General features: G+C 67.5%; 12 protein-coding genes. All 12 read right to left on the bottom strand.

Annotated elements, in window-relative coordinates; genetic code table 11:
- Positions 1–30 precede the first annotated feature (30 nt).
- The 12 genes from holA to rplU all read right to left on the bottom strand — a co-directional run bounded on the left by holA (position 31) and on the right by rplU (position 12,259).
- Positions 31–1,035, bottom strand: a complete 1,005-nt coding sequence (gene holA / locus HMPREF3088_RS00615; RefSeq protein ID WP_070757610.1) for a DNA polymerase III subunit delta — start codon at positions 1,033–1,035, stop codon at positions 31–33.
- Positions 1,036–1,041: 6 nt separating this feature from the next.
- Positions 1,042–3,249: a ComEC/Rec2 family competence protein gene (locus HMPREF3088_RS00610; RefSeq protein ID WP_070757608.1), complete on the bottom strand. Its 2,208-nt coding sequence runs from the start codon at positions 3,247–3,249 to the stop codon at positions 1,042–1,044.
- Positions 3,246–4,217, bottom strand: coding sequence for a ComEA family DNA-binding protein (locus tag HMPREF3088_RS00605; protein WP_246817962.1), 972 nt, complete (start codon positions 4,215–4,217; stop codon positions 3,246–3,248). The genes HMPREF3088_RS00610 and HMPREF3088_RS00605 overlap by 4 nt, the downstream gene beginning before the upstream one ends.
- A gap of 50 nt (positions 4,218–4,267) precedes the next feature.
- Positions 4,268–5,242, bottom strand: coding sequence for a DegV family protein (locus tag HMPREF3088_RS00600; RefSeq protein ID WP_070757604.1), 975 nt, complete (start codon positions 5,240–5,242; stop codon positions 4,268–4,270).
- Positions 5,239–6,012, bottom strand: a complete 774-nt coding sequence (locus HMPREF3088_RS00595; protein WP_070757603.1) for a histidine phosphatase family protein — start codon at positions 6,010–6,012, stop codon at positions 5,239–5,241. The genes HMPREF3088_RS00600 and HMPREF3088_RS00595 overlap by 4 nt, the downstream gene beginning before the upstream one ends.
- Before the next feature lie 39 nt (positions 6,013–6,051).
- A complete protein-coding gene (rsfS, locus tag HMPREF3088_RS00590; protein ID WP_070757601.1) occupies positions 6,052–6,525 on the bottom strand; it encodes a ribosome silencing factor in 474 nt (157 codons plus the stop codon).
- A 117-nt stretch (positions 6,526–6,642) separates the two neighbouring features.
- Positions 6,643–7,293: a nicotinate-nucleotide adenylyltransferase gene (nadD, locus tag HMPREF3088_RS00585; protein WP_070757599.1), complete on the bottom strand. Its 651-nt coding sequence runs from the start codon at positions 7,291–7,293 to the stop codon at positions 6,643–6,645.
- Between the two features lie 51 nt (positions 7,294–7,344).
- Positions 7,345–8,634: a glutamate-5-semialdehyde dehydrogenase gene (locus HMPREF3088_RS00580; RefSeq protein ID WP_070757806.1), complete on the bottom strand. Its 1,290-nt coding sequence runs from the start codon at positions 8,632–8,634 to the stop codon at positions 7,345–7,347.
- Between the two features lie 63 nt (positions 8,635–8,697).
- Positions 8,698–9,876 (bottom strand): glutamate 5-kinase, encoded by a 1,179-nt coding sequence (gene proB, locus HMPREF3088_RS00575; RefSeq protein WP_246817976.1) that lies wholly within the window; start codon positions 9,874–9,876, stop codon positions 8,698–8,700.
- 110 nt (positions 9,877–9,986) lie between these two features.
- Positions 9,987–11,501 (bottom strand): GTPase ObgE, encoded by a 1,515-nt coding sequence (obgE, locus tag HMPREF3088_RS00570; protein ID WP_070757597.1) that lies wholly within the window; start codon positions 11,499–11,501, stop codon positions 9,987–9,989.
- A gap of 125 nt (positions 11,502–11,626) precedes the next feature.
- A complete protein-coding gene (gene rpmA / locus HMPREF3088_RS00565; RefSeq protein WP_012360615.1) occupies positions 11,627–11,893 on the bottom strand; it encodes a 50S ribosomal protein L27 in 267 nt (88 codons plus the stop codon).
- 63 nt (positions 11,894–11,956) lie between these two features.
- Entirely contained in the window at positions 11,957–12,259 is a 303-nt protein-coding gene (gene rplU, locus HMPREF3088_RS00560; RefSeq protein WP_012360616.1) for a 50S ribosomal protein L21, read from the bottom strand.
- Positions 12,260–12,295: the final 36 nt, after the last annotated feature.

Genomic DNA, 12,295 nt, shown 5'->3' with positions numbered 1-12,295 from the left:
TGGGGTTGGGCGGGGGCTAGGCCCAGGGCACTAACGGCGGGCGATGAGCCCCGCGAGCTGTCGCACCGTGTCCTCCACCGCATACTCCGGGGCGGGCAGCTGCCCCTTCACCCCGGCATCCAGCTGCGCGACCAGCTGCACGCCCCGGGACACCGCCGCCGGGGGCCACTGCCTGGCCACCCGCAGCGTCTTCTCCAGCTTCCAGGGCGCCATCCCGAAGGCCGACGCGTCCCTGCGTGGGTCGATCCGTCCGGCACCGGCCACGCGCGCTACGTCTCGCATCGCGGTGGACAGCGCCGAGGCGATGAGAACCAGTGGCACGCCCAGCTGGATCGCCCGGCGCGCCGCGGCCACGGCCTCCCCCTGGCGGCCGGCCAGCACCAGGTCCGCGATATCGAAGCCGGTGACCTCCGCCTGCCCCTGGTAGTAGCGCTGCACAGCATCCGGGGTGACGTTCGCATCGGTGTCGGCGACCAGCTGGCTCACCGCACTCGCCAGCTCGCGCAGATCGGAGCCCACCGAGTCGAGCATGCGGTCCACGACCTCCGCTCCTACGCTCACCCCATAGGAGCGGAACTCCTGCTCCACGAAGGATCGCCGCTCCCGGGGCCGGAGTGGCTCCGCTGGGAAGATCCGTACCCCGAGCTTCTGCCACTCGTTGACCAGCCGCTTATTGCGGCCCTTCCCGCTGTGCAGCAGGATCAGCACCACGCCAGCAGCCGGGGTTTCGATGGCGGACTTCAGCAGCGCCACCGTCTCCTTCCCGCAGTCCGCGACCCCGGAGATCACCACGATCCGGTCCTCTGCGAACAGCGAGGGGCTCAGCAGCTCGATGAGCTGCGGCTCGCTCAGGTTGGTGGCCTTGTGCAGCTCCACGGGTAGGTCTGGATTGCCCGCTTTCTTGCGAGCCGCGTGGACGATGGCGAAGCGTTGCCGCTCGGCGAGGAATTCCTCCGCTCCCACGATCATGTTGACCGCGGAGATCGCCGGGGGTTTCTTGCTCGCCTGTTCGCCACGTGCCATGCCCAAAATCATGCCAGATCATCGCGGGCCACCGGAAACAACTAGCCCCTTCGGCGTGAGCAGCCCCGCCCCATCGGCGCAGGGATAGTGCACGGGAACCCCACCGGGGCTCTGGCTCGGCCGCCCGTGACTGCGCCTCCCCTTGTTCTCAGCGGGTCCTTCGCAGTCCAGCACGACGATCAGCGCTGCCTCCCGGACGCTTAAGGCCTGCGCGTCGCTGTTCACCGTCACCACCGTCGGCTCTCCGGCATCTGCCTGTTCCCCTTCCTTGTCGACGACGCCGCCCGCTTGCAGTGTGAGCTTCCCCCGCGGCGTCTGGCAGGGCTGGCGCGTGCCGGTGGGATAGCGAAGGCGCCAACCGCTTGTCCCGTCTCCCGCACCGCAGACCGCGACGGCCCAGTGTGGCTCAGCACCGAGGTCGCTGCCCCAGCCCGGCGCGGGTGCCGCTGCCTCGTAGGGCCCAAGCTGCCAGGTGCCGATGCGTACGAGGAGCATCGCGCAGGCGATGAGCGCGGGGATGGTCTGCCACCACAGCACCCCCATTGCTGCCAGGATCATCGCCCCGAGCATCGCTGCCCAGGCCAGCGCCCACCAGGGACCGCCAGGGGTGTGCAGCACCCAGGTGCGGGAGCAACGCTCGGCCACGGTGTGGATCCACCATGCCGCGGGGGCTGCAGGAACGAGAAGCCAGGCGGCGAGGCCCGCAGGCATACCGACGAGCAAGGCAGCGCTGCCGACGAGGCAGGCAACAAGCGCCAGCACCATCAGCGGGGCGACCGCCCATCCCACCGCGAGGTTGGCGGGCACGGCCGCGGGCGAGACGATGCCCGTCATCATGACGATCGCCGGCTGGGTCGCCACATCGGCGACGAAGGAGACCGCGAGAGCGCGCAGGAGCATCCCTTCGACCACCCGTGGCTCGCGAGCCCAGCGGCGCTGGGTGAACCGGCCCCAGACCAGGATGAGCCAGCGGCCAATCCGGGGGCCGGCGGTCACGATCGCCACGGTCGCCAGCACCGAGAGCAGCAGGCCGTACTCCACTGCCATGCCAGGCCGGATCAGCACCAGGGCCAGAACCGCCCCACCAAGGGCTGCCAGCGAGTCGCTCCACCGGGAGCTCAACACCGCCACCGCCCCGACGAGCCCCATAAACCCGGCGCGCAGGATGCTCGGCAGCGGCCCCACCACCATCGTGAAAGCCACGAGGGTACCCATCACGATGATCCACCTACCCCGCCGGGACACCCCGCACGCGGTGGCGGCGATGGTTACCGCGCTGATGAGCACGGCGACATGCAGCCCGGAGACGGCGGTCAGGTGGGAAAGCCCGCTGACGATGTAGTGCTGCCGAATGTCCTGGGGCATCTGTGAGATATCCCCGATGAGCATGCCCGGGATCAGCGCCTCCGCACCGGAAAACCAGGCCTGGTTGGCCAACGCAGCCATCGGCCCGGTGCTGGCCAGCTCGTTGATGTTCCGGCGCAGCCGTGCGGAGATCCCCATAACGCCCCGTGGCTCTGCCGTGATGCTGGGCTGCCTGGTCGCGGAGAGCCTGGCGGGCACCAGCCCAGGGCGCTCATCGGCCCGCACGGTCGCCGCGAGTTCGAGGGTGGTGCCGGGCTGAGCAGAAAGCAGCTCCGGGCTGCGGTGGCGGTCGTTCACAAACAGCGGCAGCTCGCCCAGCCCAGTGATCCGTACCGGGATCTTCAGGCTGCCACCGTTGAGCACCCGTGCCCCACCGGCGATGGTGACCTCTCCCCGGTAGTGGCCCCGCGCCCCCTCCTCGTTTTTCTCACCTTGCTGGCCTGTCGATTCGCTGGAGCTGAGTTCGCGCATGATCGGGTGACTGTCCACCCGGTGAACCTGCAGGGCTGTGCCCGCTGCGGCCAGGCTGGCGATCGCCGCCGCGACCACAAGGTTCCACCCGACCGTTTGAAGCGCCCCACGCCAGCGCAGGTAGCTGCGCACCCGTGATGAGACCAGCACCGCGGCCGCAACGACCGCAAGGCCCACCGCAGCGACTGCCACCCACGGGCCCCGCAGCAGGATCGTCATTGCCGTTGCGGCCCACGCGGCCGCGGCGGGAAGCAGCAGCCTGAGGTCCGGTCCACGGCGGGCGCGCTGCGCATCGGGTGAGCGCGGATCTCGAGCCGCCTCCGGGGGCCTGCGGCCCGCCACCGAGTCCACGGGTTGGGTCTGCTCACCCGGGTGCTGCCGCACGCTCACAAGCTGACCCCGTCCTTCATCGCCGCGAGTTTGCCCGGCCCGATGCCGCGGACCTCCATGAGCTGCTCCACGGAGCGGAATGGCCCGTTGGCCTCCCGCCATTCGACGATCGCCTTGGCCGTCGCAGGCCCCACCCCGTCCAGCGTCTCCAGCTGCGTGGCATCCGCGGAGTTGATGTTGACCTTCCCGCCAGCTGCACCTCCCCTGGCCTCGCTACCACCAGCCCCGCCAGCCGACGTACCACCAGCAGTACCGCCCGACGAGCCACCAGCACCAGCCGGCCCGGCCTCTCCTGGCCGCAGCACATAGGAACCGTGCTGGTCCACAACGATCTGCAGGCCGTCGGAAACCTTCTCTGCCAAGTTCACGTTATTGAGATTCGCGCCGGGTAACGCCCCGCCAGCCTTATTGATGGCATCGCCCAGCCGCTGCTTTCCGGTCATCTCCAGCAGCCCCGGGGTGCGCACCTTGCCCTGCACAGATACGACGACCGCCGCGGCGTCGTCCTGCTTGCCGTCACCCGCCGCCGCACCGGAGCCACCGCCCTGGCTGGTGGCGTCGGCTCCAGCGTCCCCGTCACCGGCAGCACCGTCCTTCGCCGCCGCACCGCCAGCCCCGTCCCCACCCGCCGAAAGCACCCTCTCGGCATCTTCGCTATGAACGTTCCTGCCCGCCGGGTTGATGACGTCCTCTGCCTCGTCACCTGTCCGGGTGAGCAATCCGATGCCACCCACCGCGATCACCACAGCGGCGACGATCCCCACCAGCACTTTCGCCGACGCAGCACTCAACCAGGAGCGCTTCTCGAAGTCCACAAGCGCTGTCTCGTGCCCCGGCATCGGCTGGGTCAGCGCGGCGATCCGTTCCTGGAGCGCGCTGTGATCCTGCTTGCGTTGAAAACTGCCTCCCATGCCGCCCAGCGAATCACGGTTGCCGGGCAGTCCCACCGAAGCAGAAGGTAACCCCACGCCAAAAACCCTGGGGCCTGTGGACAACCCCGACCTGTGGATGGGGCAGGTTAGTCGCAGACCACGGCCATACCGATCGCACCCGGACCCGTGTGAACCGCGATTCCTTCGGAGACCTCGTAGAGCTCGACGTCGACCTCGGGCAGAGTCGGCGGCGTCGGCTCAGCCGAAGCACCCCCAGCGGCAGTCTCCGCCGCGGCATCCTGCGCAGCCTTCGCCGCCTTGTCGGCTTTATCAGCCTTCTCGGACTTCTTCGACTTTTCCGGCTTCAGGGCCCGTTCCACCAGCTGCGCTGGGAGCTCAGCCAACTGTTCCTCGAGCATCTGCTTCAGGTGCTTGGCGGGCTCCACCGCCTCCGACTGCATAATCCCGATCTTCATGCGCCGGGGCTTGCGCCCCTCCTCGGCCGCGGCATCAGCCTCGGCGACGACGACCTCGCTGGCCATCTCCACCAGCTTCGCCATCGCCTTGGCCTGGGTGCGGGTCTTCGCCGCCAGCTGCAGCTCCCCGTCCGCAAGCTTGAGGATCGGCTTGATCGCCAGAGCGGTAGTCAGCAGCGTGCGCGCGGTGGACAGGCGCCCACCCCGGCGCAGGCTATCGATCTTGTGCACATACAGCCACAGGGTCGCGGTGCTCAGCACCCGGTCCGCGGCGTCGGCCACCTCGTCGAGGCTGCCCCCGGCGCGAGCCACCCGGGCGGCCTCCAGCGCGGCGTAACCGAGCGTCATGCCCGCCGTGTTCGTGTCCACGACGCGCACTTTGCCCTCCAACACCCCGGCTGCGGTCACCGCGTTGGACCAGGTGGAGGACAGCTCCTTGGATAGATGCAGTGCGACCACGCCATCGTCCCCACTGCGTTCCAGCAGGCGGGCATAATTCGCGGTCAGCTCCAGCGCCCCCAGCCCGGCGGTGGTCTTCTCTGCCCCCTGCCCGGAGGTGTAGAGGTCCACCACCGTCACGCCCGCAGCGTCGGCGAGCTCGCGGGGCAGGCAGCTGGAGGAATCCGTGATCACATGAACGGTCACCGTGCTGCTCCCCCTTCATCCGGGTTGTCCAGCTGCTGGCCCGGAACCTCTACTCCGACGTTCCAGCCCTCCAGGTACCAGCGCGGGCTCAGCCACCACTCGGCCGCGGCCTCCGGCACCTCAGGGACGGTCGAACCGTCCACCGCGGGCGCGGTCTGCGGCCCGTCCCCCTGCCCAGACACCGGGAAGTGCGGGCGCGCCACCAGCTCGGCCCAGCGCGCGTTGCCGAGCCGGGCGAATACCGGGTAGTGCTCCGCCGGGACATCCAGCAAGCGCGAGGTCAGCGCCGCAATCGACCCACCATGCGCCACCACCAGCACGGTGCCATCGAAGACATCGGAGGCCATGAGGTCCGCGATCCCGGCCGCGGTGCGTTCAGCCACATCCAGCCGGGTCTCCCCACGAGGCGGTGACCAGCGCGGATCGTGGCGCCAATACGCCCGCTGGCCGGGGTATTGCTCGTCGATCTCGGTGTGGGACCCGCCCTGCCAGTCCCCCAGGTGCGTTTCCCGGAACCGGGGGTCGACCTCGACGTCCAGCTCCCAGGCCTCGGCGACGATACTCGCCGTCTCCACCGCGCGCTCCAGGTCGGAGGCGACCACCTTGGTGACGTTCCAGTCGCGGGCCACCGCGGCGACGTCGCGGGCTTGCTGCCGGCCAACCTCCGATAGCGGGGTGTCCAGCTGGCCCTGCATGCGCCCTGCGGAGTTGTACTCCGTCTCTCCGTGGCGCATCAGGATGAGCCTGCGCTGGCTCGCGTTAGCAGTCATGGCGGTGTTCTTCTCGGTCGTTTTGATCGTGGCCGGGTTTTAGAGCTCGTCGACGTCGGGCTCTGGGCCAGCCAACGGCAGATCGTCGATGGTCTGGACGTCGAGGACATCCACCTCAGCATCCGGATCCCAGTTGGCGCCGCGATCGACCTGCTCCACGCCCTCGACCTCAATCTGCGGGGCGTCGAGGAAGAGACGATCCAGCGCGTAGTACTCGCGCTCCGCGCGGCGCTGCACGTGGACGACGACGTCGCCGTAGTCCAGCAGCACCCACAGTCCCTCGCCGCGACCCTCGCGACGCAGGGGCTTCGTGCCATTTTCGGCCAGGTGATCCTCGACTTCGTCAACGATGGACTGCACGTGGCGCTCGTTATCGCCGGTGACGATCACGAAGCAGTCGATGATGGCCAGGCGGTTGGAGACGTCGATGACGAGGATGTCTTCGCCCTTCTTCTCATCTGCCGCCTGGGCAGCGAGACTGGCGAGGGCGATGGATTCTGGTTGTGCGGTCAAGCGAAACCTTTCTAAAGAAGTATGCTCTGGCCCCCATGATAGCTGGGCATCCGCGAGGGCTCCGCGTGTTCCCGGCGCGTCGGGCAGTGCGGGGCGCCGTAGGTTGCTGAATGTCGCCTAATCGGCGTACATGCGGTGCTTGGCGATGTACTGCACCACCCCGTCGGGGACGAGGTACCAGACTGGCCGGCCGCTCATCGCGCGCTCCCGGCAGTCCGTGGAGGAGATCGCCATCGCGGGGATCTCCACCAGGCTCAACCTCCCGGCTTCCACTTCCCGGGCCAACGGGGAGTCCAGCATCGAGAGCTCGTAACCAGGCCGGGTCACCCCGACGAAGTTTGCCAAGTCGAACATGGATTCCCAGTCCCGCCAGGTGATGATCTGGTTCAACGCGTCCGCGCCGGTGATGAAGAACAGCTCCGCGTCCGGGTAGATCTTGCGCATATCCGCCAGCGTGTCGACCGTGTAAGTGTTTCCCCCACGGTCGATGTCCACCCGGGAGACCCGGAAACTCGGGTTCGCGGCGGTCGCAATGACGGTCATCAGGTAGCGGTCTTCCGCCGGGGAGACCCGCTTACCCTTCTTTTGCCAGGGTTGCCCGGTGGGGACGAAGACGACGACGTCCAGGTCGAAACGGTCCGCAACCTCACTCGCGGCGACCAGGTGGCCATTGTGGATGGGGTCGAAGGTCCCACCCATGACGCCGACGCGGCGCGGCGAGTCGGGATTCGCGGGAGCCTCCGTGGCCGGGGACGGGGTGTTAGTCATGCTGCTTAGGCTAGCGCACCGGGGTCGCGGGGCCGGTGCGCGCTGTGTCGCCTAGGGGCGGGTCTGGCCTTCACCAGTGAGCACCCACTTGGTGCTCGTGAGCTCCGGAAGGCCCATCGGCCCGCGGGCGTGCAGCTTCTGGGTGGAGATGCCGATCTCCGCGCCGAAGCCGAACTCCTCGCCGTCTGTCCAGGCGGTGGAAGTGTTCAGGGAGAGCGCGGCGGCGTCCACGTGCTTCTCGAAGTAGCGCAGCACCTCGTAGTCGCGCGCGGAGATCCCCTCGGTGTGACCGGAGCTGTAGGTGGTGATGTGCTCCACCGCGCCACGCACCCCGTCCACGATCGCGGCGGCGATATCGAAGCTCAGGTACTCGTCGGTCCAGTCCTCCTCGGTGGCCTCCACCACGTCCTCGGCCAGGCTATCGAGCTCGGCCTTCACGCCGTGGACGCGCACGCCGGCAGCAGCCAGTTCGGCGAAGACTCGCTTCTTGGCGTCTTCAGAAAGGGCCGCATCCAGCAGGACGGCCTCGGTCGCATTGCACACCGAGCAGCGGCGGGTCTTGCCGTTGAGCAGTAGCTGGATCGCCTCGTCCAGGTCGGCGGAGGCGTCGATGTAGAAGTGGCACTTGCCCGTGCCCGTCTCGATCGCGGGCACGGTCGCGTTCAGAACAACCGCCTCGATCAGTCGCGCCCCACCGCGCGGGATGACGACGTCGACCAGGCCGCGGGCAGTGACCAGGTCCTGGACAGAGTCGTGGCTATCGCACGGCAGCAGCTGGACGATGTCGCGGGTAAGGCCCTGCTCGGCGGCGACGTCCTGCAGCAGCTCCACCAGCTTCTCGTTGGTCTGGCGGGCGGAGCGGGAGCCGCGCAGCAGCGGTACGTTGCCGGACTTGATGGCCAGGCCGAAGGCGTCGACGGTGACGTTCGGGCGGGCCTCGTAGACCATGCCCATCACGCCGAGCGGAGTGCGGACCTGCTTGAGGTCGATGCCGTTCGGGCGGGTGTGGCCGCGGACGACCTCTCCCACCGGGTCCGGCAGGCCGACGATCTGGCGCAGCCCGCCGGCGATACCTTCGATGCGGTCGGCGTCCAGGGCGAGACGGTCGATCAGAGCCTCGTCGAAGCCAGCTTCGCGGCCCGCGGCGACGTCCTTGGCATTGGCCTCGAGGATCGCGTCGGTGTTGGAGATCAGCGCGTCGGCGGCGGCGAGCAGTAGGTCATTCTTCTGCTGGGTGGTGAGCACGACCCGGCTAGCCTGCTTCGCCTTGGCGGCCTTGGCGAGCACTTCTTCGCGCTCGGCTTGACGCTGTGGGGAAAGGTTATCGTTCTTTTCGCTCATCATGCCTCTTTCATCGCTGGGAAAATTTAGGATTGCCCCTGGTGGGGCTCGGAAATCTTGTGCCTAACTAAGCAGCTGCTGGCGGCGGGGCGGCTGCCGGTTGGCGTAATAAGAGAGGTAATCGGTGTGGATCACAGGGCGCTGCGCGTCGCCCGGAAGCTCCGATGTGTGGCGTCCCAGCATCGGGACCAGGTCGGTGGCGTCGTAGTTCACCTCGCCGCGGCCGAAGATCTTTCCGTCGCTGCCCACGAGGTCCACGATGTCGCCGCGGTTGAAGTCACCCATGACCTGGGTGACGCCAACTGCGAGGAGGGACTTGTTGCCGTCGACCACGGCCTCCTTCGCTCCATCGTCGAGCTGCAGTGCGCCGCGGGACTCGGCGGCGTAGAGCACCCAGAACTTCCACGCGGACAGGCGATCTTCCTCGGGCCAGAAGCAGGTGCCCACGGACGCGCTTTCCAGGGCTGGGGCGATGTTCTCGGTGGAGGTCAGCAGCACCGGAACGCCCGCTCGGGAGGCCAGGCGAGCAGCGGTGACCTTCGCGGCCATGCCGCCGGTGCCGAGGCGACCGCCGTCGCCCGCTGCGACGCCCGAGAGGTCGTTGCTGCTGCGCACCTCGGAGACGAACTGTGCATCCGGCTCGTTCGGGTTGCGGTCGTAGAGACCATCCACGTCGGAGAGCAGGACGAGGGCGTCCGCGAAGACGAGGTGGGAGACGATGGCGGCGAGGCGGTCGTTATCGCCGAAGCGCATCTCGGAGGTCGCGACCGTATCGTTTTCGTTGACGATCGGTACGGCGGAGAGCTGGCGCAGGCGGTCGATAGTGCGCTGCGCGTTGCGGGCGCGGTCGCGGCGGCCGGCGTCGGCGGCGGTCAGAAGCACCTGGCCGATGGTGCGGCCATAGCGGGCGAAGCTCCTCCCCCACTCCTGGGCGAGCAGCACCTGGCCCACCGAGGCGGCCGCCTGCTTGGTGGCCAGGTCGCTGGGGCGCTGGCGCAGGCCCAGCGGGTCCATGCCCGAGGCCACTGCACCGGAGGAGACGACGATGAGGTCCGTGTCATCCGACATGCGGGCTTCCAGAGCATCGGCGATGGTGTCGATGCGGGCGGGGTCCACGCGGCCGGACTCGTCGGTGAGGGACGAGGATCCGATTTTCACCACCAGCCGCTTGGCATTGGCGATGCGGTGACGCACGGTGCCGGGTTCCGGCATCGTGGTGGCATCTAGCTGCTGTGTGGGCATTGAATTTTCGTTGCTCGCTGCAGACATGCCCACCAGTATGCCAAATTACTTATGAATTCTGAGGCTTTTGAGTTATCTAAACGTTATCTAATTCGCTACTCAACGTCGCGCTAACCCTGCCAGCGCTCGGTGTCCGCGACCTCGCCGTCGCCGTAATCATATTCGTCGATCAGGCCGCGTCGTGCCTGGGAGGCACGCTTACGCTGCTCTGCGGTCACGCGGTCCGTCTGCTCCAGTCGGCGGTCCTTGCCGCGGCCGTACGCTGGGGTCTGGTCCACGCCCGCCACGGTCTGCGGATCCCACTCGAAGGTGATCCCACCGATGGTGACCTCGGAACCGTCCACAGCACCGGCCTGCCACAGGGCTTCCTCGACACCGGCCTTGGCCAGGCGATCGGCGAGGAAGCCGATGGCCTCGTCGTTCTCGAAGTCGGTCTGCAGGATCCAGCGGTCGATCTTGTGCCCGGTGACGATGAACGCGCCCGGGTTCTGCTTATCCTCGTGGACCTCGAAGTCCGCGAAGCGGCCCTTGCGCTTCGGCCCCACCGACTGCGGGCGGATGACCTGCTGTGGCGCTGGGGTGTCCTCGACCTTCTTGCGGTGCTCCCGGACGATGTCCATCAGGGCAAACCGCAGCTCGTTGAGCCCGGTGCGCGCGACCGTGGAGATGCGGAAGATCGGCCAGCCGAACTTCTTCAGCTCCTCTTCCTGCAGGTCCGCCATGTCTTCGGCGTCCGGGACGTCCATCTTGTTCAGGATGATGACGCGGGGACGTTCCCGGAGGTCGCCCAGGCCCGCATCGGCGCTGAGCTCACTCTGGTAGCTGTCCAGCTCGTGCTCGAGGGCGCGGATATCGTCCAGCGGGTTGCGCTCGGATTCCAGCGCGGCTGCGTCCACGACATGCGCTAGGACGGCGGTGCGCTCGATGTGGCGGAGGAAGTCCAGGCCGAGGCCGCGGCCCTCGCTGGCGCCGGGGATGAGGCCCGGGACGTCGGCGATAGTGAAGGTATCGTGATCCACGCTGACCACGCCGAGGTTCGGTGCGAGCGTGGTGAAGGGGTAGTCCGCGATCTTGGGCTTGGCCGCGGAAAGCACGGAAATCAGGGAGGACTTACCCGCCGAGGGGAAGCCTACGAGGCCGACGTCGGCCATGGACTTCAGCTCGAGGGTGACGTCCTTCTGCTCGCCGGGCTCACCGAGCAGCGCGAAGCCCGGAGCCTTGCGCGTCTTGGAGGCCAGGGAGGCGTTGCCCAACCCACCGAAACCGCCCTGGGCGACGATGACCTTCTGCCCGGGGCTGACGAGGTCGGCGAGGACCTCGCCATCTTCGTCGATGACGACGGTTCCCTGCGGGACGTGGAGGGTCAGGTCCTTGCCACGAGCGCCGTGACGGTCGTCACCGGCGCCGTTGTTGCCGCGCTCGGCACGCACGTGCGGGGAGAAGCGGAAGTCCAGCAGGGTGTGTACCTGGGGGTCGACCTCGAGGATGATGTCCCCGCCGTGACCGCCGTTGCCGCCGTCCGGCCCTCCCAGGGGCATGAACTTCTCGCGGCGCACGGAGTTACAGCCATTGCCGCCATCGCCGGCTTTGAGGTGCAGAACGACCCGGTCAACGAATTGCGACATGGATGTAAGTCCTTCCTTCGATCGGATTCAAATTTTAGCGAATAATGCAAAGAAGCTCCCGCCCTCGCCCCGGTGGGGCGAAACGTGCGGGAGCTTCGTGCTCGTGGGTTTGAAAACCGCGGGCCTTAAGCCTCGACGGCTTCGTCCTCCACGATGTTCACCAGGCGGCGGTTGCGCTTGGTGGAGAACTGGACGGCGCCAGCCTTCAGTGCGAACAGCGTGTCATCGCCGCCGCGACCAACGTTCACACCTGGGTGGAACTTGGTACCGCGCTGACGGATGAGGATCTCGCCCGCCTTGACCTGCTGGCCGCCGAAGCGCTTAACACCGAGACGCTTTGCCTCGGAGTCGCGACCGTTACTGGAGCTAGAAGCACCCTTCTTAGTTGCCATGAGTCTCCCTCCTCGGGAAGAAGTAAGAGCACCCGCGCACTCAGCACGGACGCGTCTCGGTTATTACTTGATGCCGGTGATCTTCAGCACGGTCAGGGCCTGACGGTGGCCCCAGCGGCGCTTGTAACCGGTCTTGTTCTTGTAGTGCATTCCGCGGATCTTCGGGCCACGAACGTGCTCGACGATCTCTGCGTTCACGGCGACGTTTTCCAGCTTGTCGCCGGAGGTCAGATCCGCGCCATCGACGACGAGAACCGGGGTGAGAGCCACGGCGGAACCTGGCTCACCCTCGATCTTCTCGACCTTGACGAGGTCACCTTCGGCAACCTTGTACTGCTTGCCGCCGGTCTTGACGATCGCGTACATGGTAGGGCTACCCCTTATAAATCTCTTCGACTCAGG

It is taken from the genome of Corynebacterium sp. HMSC22B11 (genome assembly GCF_001815965.1).
GTDB lineage: Bacteria > Actinomycetota > Actinomycetes > Mycobacteriales > Mycobacteriaceae > Corynebacterium.
This window is presented reverse-complemented; position numbering and strand designations above follow the sequence as displayed.

What these genes read in the sequence shown, in the direction of transcription:
- holA (WP_070757610.1), bottom strand. Translation starts at nt 1,035, where the DNA reads ATGATTTTGGGCATGGCACGTGGCGAACAGGCGAGCAAGAAACCCCCG.
- obgE (WP_070757597.1), bottom strand. Translation starts at nt 11,501, where the DNA reads ATGTCGCAATTCGTTGACCGGGTCGTTCTGCACCTCAAAGCCGGCGAT.
- proB (WP_246817976.1), bottom strand. Translation starts at nt 9,876, where the DNA reads ATGCCCACACAGCAGCTAGATGCCACCACGATGCCGGAACCCGGCACC.
- nadD (WP_070757599.1), bottom strand. Translation starts at nt 7,293, where the DNA reads ATGACTAACACCCCGTCCCCGGCCACGGAGGCTCCCGCGAATCCCGAC.
- HMPREF3088_RS00595 (WP_070757603.1), bottom strand. Translation starts at nt 6,012, where the DNA reads ATGACTGCTAACGCGAGCCAGCGCAGGCTCATCCTGATGCGCCACGGA.
- rpmA (WP_012360615.1), bottom strand. Translation starts at nt 11,893, where the DNA reads ATGGCAACTAAGAAGGGTGCTTCTAGCTCCAGTAACGGTCGCGACTCC.
- HMPREF3088_RS00580 (WP_070757806.1), bottom strand. Translation starts at nt 8,634, where the DNA reads ATGAGCGAAAAGAACGATAACCTTTCCCCACAGCGTCAAGCCGAGCGC.
- rplU (WP_012360616.1), bottom strand. Translation starts at nt 12,259, where the DNA reads ATGTACGCGATCGTCAAGACCGGCGGCAAGCAGTACAAGGTTGCCGAA.